Below are 16,429 nucleotides of genomic sequence, written 5' to 3' on the forward strand. Positions count from 1 at the left end.
GCGATTTGTTTGCTATGCACGGCAAGGACATCTTTCGTTATCCTCAAACATAAAGAACCGCACTCCATCAAGGGAATGCGGTTCTTGGGGGTCTGACCCGTAGTATTGTCATGTTGCACAATGTGCGGTCTAGAGTTGGACATTGTGCGGTCTTGCAGCGGCTTTATCCCGAACAAACTTGCGGAAGGTGAATACCAGCTTCAACTTCAGCAGATCATTTGTCTTCTTAAAGTCCATTTGCAGCAAGCTGCCAACTTTCTCCATACGATAAGTGACCGTGTTGCGATGCACAAACAACTGCTTGGCAGCTTCATTGATGAGTCCGTCATTCTCGATAAAGGACTCCAATGTATTCATCAGCACCTGATTGGGATCACCATCCCTGGCAAGTAACGGCTCAAGTACTTTATTACAATAGTTCTCCATAATGTTATCCGGTACGTGTTGGAACACATAGGCAAATTCGAGCATTTCAAATTGCAACGCACGGTCTTTCATGCCGAATCGACGAGCCAGTTGTCGCGTATCCAGACACTCCTGGTATGCTTCACGGAGCGATTTGGGTTCATGTTTCATTTTGCTGATCCAGAAGCGTGGAGCCGGTGCCCCTTTTGCTTCTTGTGCTGCCAGTACATCACCGAAACGGCTCAAGAGAAAACTTGACAGCTCCTCTCCATAATCTCGCCCTGTTGGGCAGGTGTAGATGGACAGAATGCCATCCTCAATCTGAAAATGCTGTGAGGCCGTGAATTGCATCAGCGGATTGTATTGCAATTCGCGATGAATCTGTTTAAGTAGCTTTCCCTCGGCAAACAGAGTCGGTTCAAGCGTGATCAGTACGCACTGATAAGTTCCCTGGAATAAATGTACACCTTTGTTTTCACTCAAGGTGGTCAATTCCTGAACAGTCATTTTGTTATCCAGATACTGTGTAAGCAGTGTACGCATCTCATCTTGCACGGTCGGATTAATATGCTCACGATAAGTCATATCCATATAAAATGCCAGTACATCAGCAGCCTGCTGGAACAGCTCTTCCTCCGCTCGAAGCGATAGGGCTGAATCCGTAAACACAAGCAACGATCCGTATTCTTCATCATTTTGTTTAATCGGTACGCGATGACAACTTCCCTGATTCCATTTCACTCGGTGCATGACGGATTTCCAAGGCCAGCCTTGGGTTACAGCATCCCCTGCGATGCCTTCACTACCGTACAGCACATGCCCTCGAGAACCAATGACGGCAAGCGGATAGTTCAGCACCGTGGCAAGTTCGGCAAACACATTCCGATGTGGTTGCTGTTGCAGTGCAAACTGCATTAATTTTTTCTGCTTTTGCACGACCTCATGCAGCAATCGGTTGCTACGTTCATGTTCAGCCTTGAACAAGGCATTCATCTGGTCCGAGAAGGTGAATTGAAAGGGGAGCTCAAGCAGCGGCAAACGAAGCCGATCAGCTTCCTCGACAATACCTTGGGGAATGGACTGCCAGAAACGTCCCAGCTTGATGCCGAGTCCTGCACAGCCGCGTTCATTCAAGCGCCGCATCAAACGTAATGCATCCGTCTCACTGTCTTTCATAATAAAAGCGGTGGTGAACAGCATCTCTCCGGATTTGATCCAATCCGCGATATCAGGAGCGTCCATGACGTTAACGGATTTCATCATCCGTGAAGTCCCTTCCCCACCCGCAACCAGTTTGGCCTCTGACAACGGGTATACCTGTAAAGCCTCTTTAACCGTAAGTTGCATGGACACTACCTCCCATATATATAACACAATATAATGTCATTCTGGTTAACGAAACTAAATTTCGCATGATTTTTCTAATTAAATCCATATTTATGCATTTAACTTTTATTTGTTGTTAAGTATTATAACATCAATTTTCTAAATAAAGCTTACACGGCAAAAAAATAAAACCTATGACCTAATTACAGCGCAATTTACTGTAATCGGCATAGGTTTTTATAAGTTACTATGATCCACATAACGTTGAAGTAATCCATTTACACGATAACGGAGAGGGCAGAAAAAACCTGAAAAAGCGAAGCGTTCGCCTTTATCCCCGGATTCTCCCCTTTGAAAAAGGGAATCGAAAAAATCTGGGGATAACAGCGATTGGAGGGTTGTTCTGTCATCGTAGTGTCAGTGTAAATAACTTTTAGTTCAACTACGATCAGATCTCCAATGTTTCGTGATTCATCCATAATTTCATGCGGGATAATACTTCTTTGATGTTCAGTGGTTTGCTGAGATAGTCCGAAGCACCTGCTGCAATACATTTTTCCCGATCCTCTTTCATGGCCTTGGCTGTTAGCGCAATAATCGGAAGCTGGGTCATGCCAAGTCGTTCACGGATCTGTCGAGTGGTCTCATAACCATCCAGTTCCGGCATCATGATATCCATCATGATGAGATCAGGCGTTACTCCTCCGCGTTCCAACAGTTCCAGACACTCGTATCCGTTCTGCGCTGAAATAACATGCATGCCGTATTGCTCAAGAGCGTTAGCTAGTGCGTATACATTACGTATATCATCATCAACGACAAGCACTTGGCGTCCGCTGAGCAACGCTTCTTCCAGAGGTGTTAATAACACATCCGATGGAGCTGTGGTCAATGAAGGGAGTTTGTTGATCTCCGGAGTGGTGCTAGCCACCTCATTCAGGAACAACCGGGATGTGTGCATGGTCTCAGGCTCATCCATTCTCAGTGGCAGGAACAGCGTGAATACACTGCCATGCCCTTCACGGCTTGTTGCTGAGATAGAACCTCCCAGCAGAGTCGCAAGCGATTGAGAGATGGACAAGCCGAGTCCTGTCCCCCCATATTTACGAGCTGTTGCTCCGTCCGCCTGCTTGAAGGCATCGAAGATCTGCAAGAGTTTGTCATCCGCAATCCCGATACCCGTATCACTAACGGAGAAAGCAATCACGTCGGTCTCTTGGTCTTTGGCTACCGGATGAGCCAAACTCATGCTGGAGATCGTTAAGGCAACTTCACCCTCACTGGTGAACTTAAATGCGTTAGAGAGCAGATTTCGAAGAATTTGGTGCAATCTCATCTCATCTGTCACGATTGTTTCCGGCAAAGGACTTTGGAGTTGAATTCGGAAATCTATTTTTTTCTGCTCCGCTGTTTTTAGGAAATACTGATTCATGACCTCAGGCAGACTACCTAGATAAACATCATCGAAATCCACTTCCATCTGCCCGGCCTCTACCTTGGATAGATCCAGAATATCATTGATCAGATTCAGTAGGTCCTTGCCCGACTTGTGAATGACCGAAGCATAGTTCTGTTCTTCACTATTCAAGTGTTGGTTTTTATTCTCAGATAATATTTCGGATAAAATCAACATGCTGTTGAGCGGTGTCCGCAGTTCATGGGACATGTTCGCCAAGAATTCGGATTTGTACCCCGAGCTTGTTCGTAACTGATCAGCCACAACCGAGAGTTCATTGGCTGAGGTCTCTGCAGCATTCTTCTGTATTTCCAGGCGATCATTAAGCATATGAAGCTCTTCGGTCTGCATTTGCAGTTCCTCCGTCTGAGACAACATCTCTTCGGTCTGAGCCTGAAGTTTCTCCGATTGTGCCTGTAATTCTTCATTCAGAACTTGTGACTCATCATATAATTGCTGTAATTCCATGCGAGTGACGGTCGAGTGTAGTGAAACACCAAAAATATCCGTCAGTTCTTTCATCAGCTTCATATCATTCTCTTGCAATGGCTTCATTGAAGCAAGCTCAATTACCGCAATCGTTCTGCCTTCGAACAAGACCGGTACTACAGTAAGTGATGTGGCAGATGTATACCCGAGACCCGAAGAGATTCGGATATAGTTCTGCGGCAGATCATTCATGCGTAGAACTCGCTTCTCCACAGCACTTTGACCTACAAGCCCCTCACCCGGGGCAAGCGACACTTTACCGAGCGAACGTTCTTTCTCTCCATCCCCAGCATATGCAGCCAGGCGCAGCAGTCGATTGTCTTTCCAGTAATATAAGACGCTATAGGGAACTTCAAACAACATGGCAAGCTCGTTCAGGAACAAGCGAGACAATCCCTCCAGATTGGTCGGGTTCTGTAAAAGTGTGGCAATCCCTGTGATCTGGTCCTTGACCCGATTCTGTTCCTGTACTTCATCCAGTAATTTGTTGGTTTCGTGGCCTAGGTCTCCCACTTCATCATGTGTTCGAACCTGAATTCGCTGCTTCAGGTTTCCACCTTTGGAGATATCACTTATGGTTTGCATAACATCTCGCAACGTTTTGACGATATTTCCTGATATCACAATCGCAGCTGCAATGGATAATGCTGCAATAATCCCCCACAGCGTGTACATAATCGTCAGCAGGGTGGAACTGCGTCTGGCAAGTTCAGTAACCCTCGCCTCGGTCAGAGCGATCTCTGTGTTACGGAAGGTCGTAAGCTGAGACCTCAAGAGATCAATTTCCGTTTTACCCGGATCAGATTGGAAGAACGCAATGACCTCGGCTTGATCACCTTGCTTTTTTAAGTTCACAGACGGTTCCCCAGCAATTTCAATCCAGCGTGTAATATGTGCTTTGATATTCTCCAGACTCTGCTGCTGTGAAGGGTTATCACTAATGAGAGCATTCAGCTGATCATAGTTGGAACTCCACTGGGATATGCCTTGGGAATAAGGCTCCAGGTAACTTTCATTGCCTGTAATCATGAATCCACGCTGTCCTGTCTCCATGTTCAAGACATTTTTTTCAATCGCGTTGGTCAGATTATGTACTTCCAGATCATGATGGGAGATAAAATCATTTTCCTTCTGTAACACATTAATTTGGGCCGTAAGCACTAGCAGAACAGCTCCAAACAAAAGCACAACCACAAGATAGCCCAATAAAATTTTGGAGCGTATCGTAAATCTTCTCGTTTTTGACAACGCGGAAACCTCCAAATATATACGAATCCAATAATTAAATTAAAACTGGTGCATATGTAGTTTATATGTATACGTATAGTCTGACAAGCTTTAAGTTCATCGGTAATCATAAGAAAAACGACCTGCTTGTGCAGGTCGTCCTCTTCAGTGATCTATAATGCTCATTTGGGCTGATTTTAGGCCTTTGGAGCGATCATTTTGGCCGGATCGACATATTGATCAAACTGCTCTTCGGTAAGCAGGCCCGTTTGTAACGTCGCCTGTTTCAAAGACAAGCCTTCTTTATGCGCAAGCTTCGCAATTTTGGCTGCATTCTCATAACCAATATGCGGATTAAGCGCTGTAACCAGCATAAGCGAGTTGTTCAGATTATGTTCAATCTGATCCAGGTTAGGCTCGATGCCTACGGCACACTTGTCATTAAACGCAATAATGGAGTCCGCCAGGAGTTGCACGGATTGCAGGAAGTTATAGATGATAACCGGCTTGAATACATTCAGCTCAAAATTACCCTGACTTGCCGCGAAACCAATCGCTGCATCATTACCCATGACCTGCGTAACCACCATAGTAATGGCCTCGCTCTGAGTTGGGTTGACTTTACCCGGCATAATGGAGCTGCCTGGCTCATTCTCAGGAATACGGATCTCGCCCAATCCACTACGAGGGCCACTGGCCAACCAGCGGACATCATTGGCAATTTTCATCAAATCAGCTGCAAGCGCTTTAACGGCACCGTGCGCATACACAACTTCATCATGACTTGTAAGTGCGTGGAATTTGTTTGGTGCAGATACAAAATCCTTCCCCGTATGTTTGCCAATTTCCTTGGCAGTGAAGTCCCCAAAGTCCGGATGCGCATTAATGCCCGTTCCGACAGCTGTACCGCCAATCGCAAGCTCCTTCAGATACTGCACACTTTCACGGATCATGCGCTCACTCTTGCCCAGCATGGCTTCCCAACCACTGATCTCCTGACCAAGTGTAATTGGTGTTGCATCCTGAAGGTGGGTACGTCCGATCTTGATAATATCCTTGAATGCCTCCGACTTGTCCGCAAAAGTAGCTTTTAATACCGCAATGGCCGGCAAGAGTTGATCCTCAACAGCCAGAACACCTGCGACATGCAGAGCCGTTGGGAATGTATCGTTAGAACTCTGGGACATATTCACGTCATCATTTGGATGCAGACGCTCTTCCTTGCCCTTTTGCTCCAGCAGTTGGTTCCCCAGATTCGCAATCACTTCATTCACGTTCATATTGGATTGTGTTCCGCTACCAGTCTGCCACACTACCAATGGGAAATGGTCATCAATTCGGCCTGCAATAATCTCATCTGCTGCATAAGCAATAGCATCGGACTTAGCCGCAGATAATTTACCTAATTTATGGTTACTAGCCGCAGCACTTTTTTTCAAAATGGCAAGGGCACGGATAACTTCCATCGGCATATGTTCACTGCCAATCGGGAAGTTTTCCTTGCTGCGCTGCGTCTGAGCTCCCCACAGCCTGTCGGCTGGTACTTTCATTTCGCCTAACGTATCTCTCTCAATGCGGTATTCCACTTGCTTGTCCTCCTCCAAAAAAATGGTTTGGGTCTCTACAAAGCTTGTGTATCTCGTCATATTATACATGATTTGCGAGCAGGTTTTCACCTTTTCGACAAAATTGTAAGCGTAGCGCAAAATGAGCGTGAATTATTTTTGTGACGCAATTGGATACAATCGGCTGCTCTGTTCGAATAGTTCACCTGGTTCCAAACCGATCAATCCGATTTCTTCTGCAGGTATGCCTTCAACATTAGGAGCGTTAACCAAGTTCATCTGTGGTTCAGGACAGAAGAATTCGCCACCCATGTTATTGTTCCAGATCATCCAGTGCTTGTAAGAGGTGCCCACATCGTATACCAGTTTGTCTCCAGTACGGTGATCCGTAAGTTCCATATAGTTACGTCCATTCTGCGGCTCCGCAGTGTAATGATTATCCATGGCAGCAAAGAACGGACTAACCCCATCGTTCTTCAATTGTTCTTCCTCAGGTGTAAGCGGTTGAAATTGTCCTGTTGGCAGAGAACGCTCGTTCAATTCACGACGTTGTCCAATTGTAACTTTGGCCGTGTAATCCGAGGCCTGACTGTCCGGTGCAAAAGGTACAGCAATCGCCGTGTGGAATGCAAACAAATTCGGCATATATTCAGTCCCGTTGTTGCGGACGATCAATTGTTGCTGAAGTCCTTGGCTGCTCAAAGAGTAACGAAGCGTCACTGTGAACGTAAAAGGCAGGTACTGATGGAATGTATGTCCTTCTTTCACGTCCTGGCTAAGCAACACATAACTCTCCAGCTGATCAGAACCGTATCCTTCAACCTTCCACTCGGCATCATGCAAAAATCCATGCAAATGGTTTCCTGTAGCGGGTTCGTTCACAGGCAACTGATAAACTTTACCATTCCAAGGGAAACGTCCATCCTCATAACGGTTCGGTGGAGAAAGAATCGGAATTCCATAAACCGCAGGTGCTGCCATAAATTCATCCATCTGATCCTGATTCGGCTCTCTCAAGTAACGAAAACCCTTTTCTGTATCACGAAAAGCAACGAGGTTGGCACCCACGCTTGGAATAACTGCCGCTTCAAACTGATTAAAACGAAGCCAAATGGCTGGTATCCCTCCAAATTGTTCTTCAAGTGCTGCATTTTGCTGTGTCATCGTTATATGTACCTCCTGCATACTAAGGTTATATTATACGGCTCGACTATATCATGCCCGAGCGCAAAATACCAATCTATGATAGAGAACAAATTCATAATAGAAAGACAAAAAAGACAGGAAAAAGACAGCTGCAATACGTTACGGCTGTCTCTGCTGTCTTTCATAGGATGGTTCAATTAATTCACATATTTGCCGTGATCCGGCACAGCGTTCTCTTCAAAGTCCAGATCAAGCCGCTTCAAGGATTCACTCAGCATATCTCCGCTCAAGGCATGCCCATGCCCGGTAATCGCAAGTTTCGGCTCCAGATGCCTTATATGCTGGACAGATTGATGAGCAGCCTGCCAATCGGTTGTAAAATAGGAAGGCGGGCCATGCAACTGTTTGTCCTGAAGCAATACACTCCACAGCGACTCCTGCTTCACTGTGATGATTGCGTCTCCCGCAATTAACAAACGATCTGCTTCTCGAAACAGCGACACATGTCCAGGCGTATGACCTGGCGTGTGCACCCACTCCCATCCTGATACGCCTGGAACGGAATGATCTTTGGGTAGACTGAATATCCGATCATCCAGATTGATCGCCTCATTGGGATATGCGAATGACAACCTGGACATTAAACCTCCACCTACAGAAGGGTCCGCTGGCGGGTAATTTTTTAATCCCGTTAAATACGGAATTTCAAGCGGATGAGCATACACTGGCACACCCCAGAATTGTTCCAGCTCAATAACGGTTCCTACATGGTCGAAGTGACCATGCGTCAATATGATCGCAGACGGCGGACCTTGAAATCGTTCTGTTGCAACCTGAACAATATGATCTGTGAACCTCGCCATTCCGGTGTCCACGAGGACCCAGTTCCTGCTTCCTGGCTCTCCGATGAACACGACATTAACGAATAGTGTACGTAAACTGAGAATATCGGGCGCGACTTCTTCAAGTCCCGTCAACCCTTCTGTAATCAGATTGTCAGATGCCATTCACGGTTACCTCCCATTAGGCGGATTGTCTCTCTGGTTCCATTCATCTCGTAGACTTCCCTTTTCTGGATCATCTATTCAACATTTCCAATAAAATAGACGGTATACACCCTGTTTCGGGCATACACCGTCTAGTATAGTCATCGACACAACACAATAGAACAAGAACATCTCGGCTAGTTAAGCCGGAAATGCCTCCAAAGCAGCATCGAGCAATTGATTGTACAGATCGTCATCATTTTCAAGCAACTCGTCCATACGCAGTAACTCTTCTTCATCACCGGATTGCTCCGTGAAATGCAAGCTATAGTCCCAATCTTTTCCGTTCTTGCTCATGAAGGTAATCTCATATACTGACTTTTCGCCTTCTGTGCGGTAAACGGTATTTCCCACGTATCCTTTTTCACCTTCACGGCGCATTTCAGCACTTATAATTTCAATATTCACAATCATTCTCTCCTTTAATCTTTCATCTACAGTCGGTCTCCAACATTTCTGGTAAACCTAGTTTGGTAATTATTATTGGTTAATTGTACAATATATAACGTAGCAACGTATACCTTATTCAATGAAGGAACCATTCTGAGTCCTTACATAGTTGTAATGAGGACTATAATAGCCAACAAGCTACGATATTATTATCACATTGGAGGAAAAAATAGCATGAACACTTTTGAAACGAATCTGCAGCAATATGCTGAACTGGCTGTACAAGTCGGTGTCAATGTCCATCCTGGACAGACACTCGTGGTTAACGCTCCAATCTCGGCAGCACATTTTGTACGACTGATTGTCAAAGCAGCTTACGGTAAAGGTGCGAAATTGGTCAAAGTAAACTGGAGCGATGAAACCGTTACACGTCTTCATTACGATCTTGCACCTGATGAAGCCTTCTCCATTGAACCGAAATGGTTTGCAGCTGAAATGACTGAACTTGTTGAAGAAGGTGCCGCTATTCTGCACGTCATCGCTGAAAATCCTGATCTGCTGAACGGTGTAGCGCAGGAACGCATTATTACCAGCCAAAAAGTGCGCGGCAAAGCGCTCGAAAAATATCGTGCTTATCAGATGGCTGACAAATTCAGCTGGTCTATCGTGGCCGTTCCTTCTCCGGAATGGGCAGCTAAAGTGTTCCCGGATCTTCCAGAAGCACAGCAAGTGGATCGCCTGTGGGACGTCATTTTCAAAACGGTACGGATCGGTGAGCATGATGCTGTTGCCGAATGGAAAACCCATTTGCAAAACCTGGATTCCCGCGCTGATCTGCTGAACAACAAGAAATACAAAAAACTTCACTATACAGCTCCAGGCACAGACTTGACCATTGAACTTCCAGAAGGCCATATCTGGGTATCCGGTGGAAGTGTGAATGAGCAAGGACATGTCTTTATTGCCAATATGCCTACCGAAGAAGTATTCACGGCTCCGCTGAAAACAGGTGTTAACGGTACAGTGCGCAGCACGAAACCACTGAGCTACGGTGGCAACCTGATTGACGGATTCTCCCTTACATTTGAGAACGGTCGAATCGTAGATTACACCGCTGATCAAGGTCTCGATGCACTCAAAAACCTGATCGAGATGGATGAAGGTGCACACTATCTGGGTGAAGTAGCCCTCGTTCCACATCAGTCACCAATTTCGGATACGAATATTTTGTTCTACAATACACTCTTTGACGAAAATGCCTCCAACCATTTGGCTATCGGTAATGCCTATGCCTTCTGTCTGGAAGGTGGTAAAACGATGTCCAAAGAAGAGTTGATTGAACGTGGCATGAACTCCAGTCTCACTCATGTAGACTTCATGATTGGATCCGGAGAAATGAACATCCACGGTGTGACCTCCGAAGGCGCGGAAGAGCCGATCTTCCTGCAAGGAAACTGGGCATTTTAATAACCGTTTGATGTGATTTAGGAGAGAGGAGATTACTCCTCTCTTTTCCTGCGTCAACAGGTCGAAAATTCAACAATTGGAGGGAACTCATATGTTAAGTTTTGAACAAAAACTGGATCGTTACGCTGAACTGGCTGTAAGAGTAGGTGCTAACGTGCAACCAGGACAAGTATTTGTCATCTCTGCGATGATTGATACCGCTGAATTCGTACGTTTGCTGGTACGTAAGGGATATGAAGCTGGCGCCAAGCAGGTGATTGTAAAATACGGAGATGAAACCGTCAATCGATTGCGGTTTGAGATGGCCCCTGAGGAATCCTTCCAAGAGCCGCCGAAATGGCATGCAGCGGAGCTTGAAGAACTGGCGGCCAATAATGCAGCCTTTCTGACCGTATTGTCATCCAGCCCAGACCTGATGAAAGGTATTGACCCGGAGCGGATCTCGACCCATCAACGTACATTTGGTCAGGCTATGGCCAAGTACCGTCAGTATCAACAGGCGGATAAAATGAGCTGGACGGGTGTGGCTTGTCCTTCCCCCGATTGGGCAGCCAAAGTATTCCCGGATCTCCCGGCAGCCGAGCAGGTTAGCCAGCTGTGGGAAGCCATTTTTGCTGCGGTGAGAGCCGATCTGGAGGACCCTGTAGCGGCTTGGGAACAGCATATTGAACGACTGGAGACCAAAGCCGTTGCCCTGAACAACAAGAAGTATCAAGCATTGCACTTCCTCTCCCCAGGGACGGATCTTACTGTCGAGCTTCCAGAAGGTCATATCTGGGCGCAGGCTGGTAGCGTGAATGAGCAAGGCACCCCTTTTGTCGCCAATATCCCGACAGAGGAAGTATTCACCGCTCCAGCCAAGCACGGTGTTAACGGTAAGGTGTCCAGCACCAAACCACTCAGCTATGGCGGCAGTATCATTGATCGTTTTTCACTCACATTTGAGAACGGACGTATCATTGATTTTCAAGCTGAAGAAGGTCAGGATACGCTGGAAAGACTCATTTCCATGGATGAAGGCTCTCATTACCTCGGCGAAGTCGCTTTGGTTCCCTTCCATTCACCGATCTCTGAGAGTGGCATCCTGTATTACACTACATTGTATGATGAAAATGCGTCTTGCCATCTTGCGATTGGCAGTTCCTATGCATTCAATATCGAAGGTGGCAAATCGATGTCTCCTGAAGAGCTTGCAGCCCGTGGCATGAACACCAGCATCACCCATGTGGACTTCATGATGGGCTCACCCGAGACGGACATCTACGGTATCACGGCAAACGGCGAACGTGAAGCTATCTTCCTTAAGGGAGACTGGGCATTCTAACTGATTACGGAGAGTTATCTCCCTTAATGTATTTTCTCTGAACAGTCGAAAAGGCTGTCTTGCAACCATTTTTTCATGGTTGGCGAGACGGCCTTTTATTAATCTTAAGCAAACTTTCCCGCATGTTATACACACTTCTCTCAACTGGTTTTTCCCGGACCAACATCCCATTGTATCGTTTCCATATTATGTTGTAAAATGTAATGATACCAATGTTTGTGGATTGTTCACCAGAAAGGAGAACATCATGGCCAATCGGCTCCAGTTATTACTAGCCTCAGATTTCCATAATTTAGGCTCTGCACTTCAAGAAGAAGTGTATTATGAATATTATAATATGGTACATGGTCTTATCGTTTATATCATCAAGGAGCGTGCTGCAGCAGAAGATATTATTCAGGAAGCTTTTATCAAAATCATTAAAAACAAACCCATCTTTGAAGACGAGGTCAAACTGAAAGCCTGGCTCAAGGTTGTCACACGGAACACAGCTATTAATTATCTGAGAAAAAATAAAAATAACCGTAACCAATTGGATACGGATAGTGTTTTTATAGATATGGAGACGATGAATCAGACGGCAGCTTCCGTGGAAAGCATGGTAGAAACGCAGATGATGGAAGAGTCCATTGAATATTATCTCGGACAGCTCAAACCGGAATACCGTGTACTGGTGGAGTTACGGTGGAAAAAAGGTCTCTCTTACCGAGAGATGGCCGAACTGCTGGATACCTCCGAAGACATTGTGAAACAACGTTTGTTCAGAGCCCGTGGCAGTATCAAGAAGAAATTACATAAGGAATGGGGTGGAAGCATTGAGCAAAGGCAAGTCCGATAAGCACGTAGAGCCATTCGATTCAGAGCTGGAAGACGAATATTTCGACGCTGCGTTTGACCTGGCTTTTGATGAAGCTTTCCATCAGGCCGTCTCTGCCCCTTCCGCCTCCCATACCGAATCCATGCAGCAATCCTGGCAGAAGGTACACAGGGAAATTAACAGAATCGGTTTACGCAAAAAAAGAATTCGTACCTTACGACTTTCAGTTGTCGTAGCAGCGTCCGTGACCATCGGAGCCGTTATTTTCAGCCTGCCGTCCGGTACGCAAGCGGTATCCCCTTTTGTGCAATCCATCAAGGATTGGGGCAATGGCATGAAATCCATTATCATCGAGGATCGCACGACCCATCTGGGGGCTGATCCGTCAACAGCCAAAACACCTCCACCACCGGAAACCAGCTTAGACGACATTCTTAAAGTACAGGAAGAAGAAGCTCTTAATACACCTTCGTATGAGTTATCGAGCCACCTGCTTCGTCCAGTACTTGTTACGGAAGAGATCGCACGCGAAGGGTTCATGGGTGACTTTCTGTTATCCAATGCCATTCCCGAGAGATTCAACAAGGTTAAATTCGAACTCGTGCTTGATACTGAAAACCCTGTGAATCCAGACGATTATTATGAGTCCACACAAATGAGAGTTCAATATACCAGTGAAGGCAAGAGCATAGAGGATGAGATTATCCAGTTTGATTATGTCTATGTCATGCCTGGGGAGAAAATTGAAGGCGCCATGCTTCGTGATATGAGCACCGTTAAGCTGGCGGATGGATCGGAAGCACTGATGTATATCGGCCCACCCTATAACTCCTTTCAGTGGATGATGGGTTCCAACAATATGAGTCTGTTTGGCACCCTTTCGGAAGAAGAAATGACTGCTATTGCCAACGATTTTCAAGAACAGAAGTTTCCCGGTAGCACCCGTTGATAAGATCAGAATAACACGGTGCCAGAGACATGTTTGCTTGTTTCCGTGGTACTTCCATCATACGCTGTATGAATACTGGTAACGCGATAATAATATCCTGGCATAACGGTCCAATCCGATGTGGCATTCAGTAAGTTTGTATTCGTTGCATTGTTGGAATTGGTTTTGAAAGTTACCCATGCTGTTCCTGTCCAGCGCTCAAGTCGATAGTCTACGGAAAGTGTCTTCATTGCTGTATATGTCATGGTCTTGGTATTGACGATAGCCGATAGTCCACCCCCAGGAATGACTGCACCGACCGCTTGATAGATATGTCCAAGTTCTCGAGTGTTAACAAGCGAATGGATGGATGGTTCCGGCGGCGGTGGGGGTGTAAGGGCACCAGAGGACACGTTGACCATCGGGCTTGCAACGGCTGGTTCGGACGTAGGTATAACCAGGATTGTTGGCACCATTAACAAGGCAACAAGGGTTATTTTTAGCATAGATGCTGCACTCTTCGTTTTCATTTTCCGCATATTGATCCATCCTCCGCTTCCATACTTGATTTTGTGTAAGGGTATAAACGGACGGATCGGGTGACAGGTTTCAAAAAAAATTAGACGCTCCGATGTTTCTGTCGGCAGCGTCTTTTGTCTATGCATGCATCTCCAGCATGGTTGAAACCTAAATTATTCCAGCCCGTATGTATTGGGTAATGGATACACGAAACCATATGAACCAACCAGATTTGCAAATGAGGTGTAAAACTTGAGTAAATTTCAATCCAAATCCAGAAGGCATCGTCACAGCTCCAACCCGAATGAACTACATATCGAAGTTTCCGGCTCGTTCAAACGTTGGCTTGTTATCTTGGTGAGTGCACTTACCGCAGGGACCTTAATATATTTATTGGCTACAGCTCGAGAAAGCTGGATAAGCATGGGGATTGACCGCTATGTATTGCCCTTTATGATCTGGGGACTTCTACTGTCTCCCGTCCTTGCTTTTCTTTTCCTCAGGCAGAGCGGACGAACCCTTTCCCATGTCAAATTTTTACGTGTTTTCGGGATTGCTTTCTGCCTTCTGCCTCTGGTACTTCTGTTTTATGTGTTACCCGTAACACTTGGCATGGTGAATGATCACCTGACCCAGTTTAAGCAAAATCCTGTGCTATCCACCACTAAGGTGGGGGACTATAACTCTTACGAGGTTACTTTTGTCGATACGCCTATGTACGCCATCATCACCATTAAGACACCGACAACAACCCAATCCACTCGAAAAAAGCTGAATATCCAGTATGATCTCGCTCCGGGAGAGAATGTTTACGTCACTTATAAGCGAATTTCTATCGAGAATAGCTTGGTCACGGAGAATCGTTACGCCGATATTGTCATTCATGCACCCAAAGAATCATGAGTATGCAAAAAAGCTGTACGATGACCATTACGTCACCATACAGCTTCATTTGTTACAATTTCGATCTGGCTACGCGCCTTCTTCTTCAACCAACAGTTCCAGCTTAATCACATTTACTCGGGAAATCCGCTTATGCTCTGTCTCTTGAATGACAAATACATACCCCCCATGCTCAACCGATTGACCGACCTCAGGTGGAATGGCATCTACTCTGGAGTATAACCAGCCCCCGATGGTATCGTAATCGGCACGATCCATCTCCAGCCCGAATCGTTCGCTGACTTCTTCAATCAGCATCAATCCATCAATGGAGTATTCCATCTCATCCACTTGCTCAATGACAGGACGCTCATGGTCGAATTCATCCTGAATCTCGCCTACGATCTCTTCCATGATATCTTCAAGTGTGACAAGCCCGGAGGTTCCGCCGTATTCATCAATCAGAATCGCAATCTGTGTCTTGCTACGCTGCATACGCTTGAGCAGATCACTGATCAGCGTGGTATCTGGCACAGCCAGGATGGGCCGGATTACGGAGATGGTATCCGTGAGTTGGGATCGCATCAGATCCTTGATGTGAATAAAGCCGATAATATGATCCTTGTCTCCGTTATATACCGGATACCTTGTTCGCATACTTTCACTGGCAATCTCCAGATTTTCCAGCATGGACTCATTGGCGTTCAGACAGATCATTTCCGTCCGCGGAATCATAATTTCACGGGCGGTTGTATCCGTAAAATCAAATATATTATCAACAAGTGCTAATTCAGTGTTATCAATTAAACCGCTCTTATTGCTTTCTTTCATCAGAATACGTATTTCATCTTCGCTATGTGCCGAGTCCATCTCCGAAGCTGGTGCCATTCGGAACAGTCTCAACAAGCCGTTAGCCATACCGTTCAGTGCCCATATGAATGGATACATTAACTTGTAGAAGAACGTCAGCAAAGCCGCAGACCACAATGTGATCGTCTCAGACTTTCGAATCGCCATCGTTTTGGGAGCAAGTTCTCCCAGTACAATGTGCAAGATCGTAATAATCACAAATGCAATGGCAATAGAGATTCCATGAACGTAGACTGGTCCCAGTCCAAATGCGGTAAACACGGGCTCTAACAGATGTGCAATTGCCGGTTCTCCCAGCCACCCGAGTCCCAGTGAAGCCAAAGTTATACCTAGTTGACAAGCTGACAGATATGCATCCAGATTACGTATGATATTGGAAGCATAGATGGCATTTTTGTTGCCTGTTTCCACCAAAGCCTCAATCCGACTTCCACGAACCTTCACCATCGCGAATTCCGCCGACACAAAGAAACCATTCATTAATACAAGTAAACCAATTAATACTAAATTTAAAATACTCGGTAAGGGGTCACTCAAATTTTCATCCTATTCGCCGTCATTCTTCGGCAAAT

General features: G+C 45.9%; 13 protein-coding genes. 5 read left to right on the forward strand and 8 right to left on the reverse strand.

Features of this window, described 5'->3' with window-relative positions:
* Nucleotides 1–129: 129 nt before the first annotated feature.
* The 6 genes from ACE04G_RS27300 to ACE04G_RS27325 all read right to left on the reverse strand — a co-directional run bounded on the left by ACE04G_RS27300 (nucleotide 130) and on the right by ACE04G_RS27325 (nucleotide 9,074).
* Nucleotides 130–1,752: a PucR family transcriptional regulator gene (locus tag ACE04G_RS27300; RefSeq protein WP_449005460.1), complete on the reverse strand. Its 1,623-nt coding sequence runs from the start codon at nucleotides 1,750–1,752 to the stop codon at nucleotides 130–132.
* 427 nt (nucleotides 1,753–2,179) lie between these two features.
* The gene (locus ACE04G_RS27305) at nucleotides 2,180–4,924 is read right to left on the reverse strand and encodes a CHASE3 domain-containing protein (protein ID WP_449005461.1); all 2,745 of its coding nucleotides are present in this window, start codon (nucleotides 4,922–4,924) and stop codon (nucleotides 2,180–2,182) included.
* Between the two features lie 176 nt (nucleotides 4,925–5,100).
* A complete protein-coding gene (gene fumC, locus ACE04G_RS27310; RefSeq protein ID WP_074095411.1) occupies nucleotides 5,101–6,489 on the reverse strand; it encodes a class II fumarate hydratase in 1,389 nt (462 codons plus the stop codon).
* A 132-nt stretch (nucleotides 6,490–6,621) separates the two neighbouring features.
* Complete coding sequence (locus tag ACE04G_RS27315) at nucleotides 6,622–7,632, reverse strand: aldose 1-epimerase (RefSeq protein WP_449005462.1); 1,011 nt, start codon at nucleotides 7,630–7,632, stop codon at nucleotides 6,622–6,624.
* A gap of 179 nt (nucleotides 7,633–7,811) precedes the next feature.
* The gene (locus tag ACE04G_RS27320; protein ID WP_449005463.1) at nucleotides 7,812–8,621 is read right to left on the reverse strand and encodes an MBL fold metallo-hydrolase; all 810 of its coding nucleotides are present in this window, start codon (nucleotides 8,619–8,621) and stop codon (nucleotides 7,812–7,814) included.
* A gap of 180 nt (nucleotides 8,622–8,801) precedes the next feature.
* On the reverse strand, nucleotides 8,802–9,074 hold the full coding sequence (locus ACE04G_RS27325) for a hypothetical protein (protein ID WP_047843332.1): 273 nt from the start codon (nucleotides 9,072–9,074) through the stop codon (nucleotides 8,802–8,804).
* A 210-nt stretch (nucleotides 9,075–9,284) separates the two neighbouring features.
* Here ACE04G_RS27325 and ACE04G_RS27330 point away from each other — a divergent pair, with 210 nt between their 5' ends.
* From ACE04G_RS27330 to ACE04G_RS27345, 4 genes are all read left to right on the forward strand, one after another.
* Entirely contained in the window at nucleotides 9,285–10,517 is a 1,233-nt protein-coding gene (locus tag ACE04G_RS27330; RefSeq protein WP_449005464.1) for an aminopeptidase, read from the forward strand.
* A gap of 91 nt (nucleotides 10,518–10,608) precedes the next feature.
* Nucleotides 10,609–11,841, forward strand: a complete 1,233-nt coding sequence (locus tag ACE04G_RS27335) for an aminopeptidase (RefSeq protein ID WP_449005465.1) — start codon at nucleotides 10,609–10,611, stop codon at nucleotides 11,839–11,841.
* Nucleotides 11,842–12,088: 247 nt separating this feature from the next.
* Entirely contained in the window at nucleotides 12,089–12,679 is a 591-nt protein-coding gene (locus ACE04G_RS27340; RefSeq protein ID WP_074095416.1) for an RNA polymerase sigma factor, read from the forward strand.
* Nucleotides 12,657–13,607 carry a hypothetical protein gene (locus ACE04G_RS27345; RefSeq protein WP_221821569.1) on the forward strand — a complete coding sequence of 317 codons (951 nt, stop codon included), beginning with the start codon at nucleotides 12,657–12,659 and terminating at the stop codon, nucleotides 13,605–13,607. Before ACE04G_RS27340 ends, ACE04G_RS27345 begins: the two co-directional genes overlap by 23 nt.
* A gap of 5 nt (nucleotides 13,608–13,612) precedes the next feature.
* Here ACE04G_RS27345 and ACE04G_RS27350 read toward each other — a convergent pair whose 3' ends face one another.
* Nucleotides 13,613–14,125, reverse strand: coding sequence for a hypothetical protein (locus ACE04G_RS27350; protein ID WP_339304129.1), 513 nt, complete (start codon nucleotides 14,123–14,125; stop codon nucleotides 13,613–13,615).
* 232 nt (nucleotides 14,126–14,357) lie between these two features.
* Here ACE04G_RS27350 and ACE04G_RS27355 point away from each other — a divergent pair, with 232 nt between their 5' ends.
* Nucleotides 14,358–15,008 (forward strand): hypothetical protein, encoded by a 651-nt coding sequence (locus tag ACE04G_RS27355; RefSeq protein WP_449005466.1) that lies wholly within the window; start codon nucleotides 14,358–14,360, stop codon nucleotides 15,006–15,008.
* A 69-nt stretch (nucleotides 15,009–15,077) separates the two neighbouring features.
* On the opposite strand, the gene ACE04G_RS27360 is transcribed toward ACE04G_RS27355, so the two are convergent.
* Nucleotides 15,078–16,394 carry a hemolysin family protein gene (locus ACE04G_RS27360; RefSeq protein WP_486095218.1) on the reverse strand — a complete coding sequence of 439 codons (1,317 nt, stop codon included), beginning with the start codon at nucleotides 16,392–16,394 and terminating at the stop codon, nucleotides 15,078–15,080.
* Between the last annotated feature and the right edge of the window lie 35 nt (nucleotides 16,395–16,429).

The organism is Paenibacillus sp. AGC31, from assembly GCF_057334655.1.

What these genes read in the sequence shown, in the direction of transcription:
- ACE04G_RS27300 (WP_449005460.1), bottom strand. Translation starts at nt 1,752, where the DNA reads ATGCAACTTACGGTTAAAGAGGCTTTACAGGTATACCCGTTGTCAGAG.
- ACE04G_RS27315 (WP_449005462.1), bottom strand. Translation starts at nt 7,632, where the DNA reads ATGACACAGCAAAATGCAGCACTTGAAGAACAATTTGGAGGGATACCA.
- ACE04G_RS27320 (WP_449005463.1), bottom strand. Translation starts at nt 8,621, where the DNA reads ATGGCATCTGACAATCTGATTACAGAAGGGTTGACGGGACTTGAAGAA.
- ACE04G_RS27325 (WP_047843332.1), bottom strand. Translation starts at nt 9,074, where the DNA reads ATGATTGTGAATATTGAAATTATAAGTGCTGAAATGCGCCGTGAAGGT.
- ACE04G_RS27330 (WP_449005464.1), top strand. Translation starts at nt 9,285, where the DNA reads ATGAACACTTTTGAAACGAATCTGCAGCAATATGCTGAACTGGCTGTA.
- ACE04G_RS27335 (WP_449005465.1), top strand. Translation starts at nt 10,609, where the DNA reads ATGTTAAGTTTTGAACAAAAACTGGATCGTTACGCTGAACTGGCTGTA.
- ACE04G_RS27340 (WP_074095416.1), top strand. Translation starts at nt 12,089, where the DNA reads ATGGCCAATCGGCTCCAGTTATTACTAGCCTCAGATTTCCATAATTTA.
- ACE04G_RS27350 (WP_339304129.1), bottom strand. Translation starts at nt 14,125, where the DNA reads ATGCGGAAAATGAAAACGAAGAGTGCAGCATCTATGCTAAAAATAACC.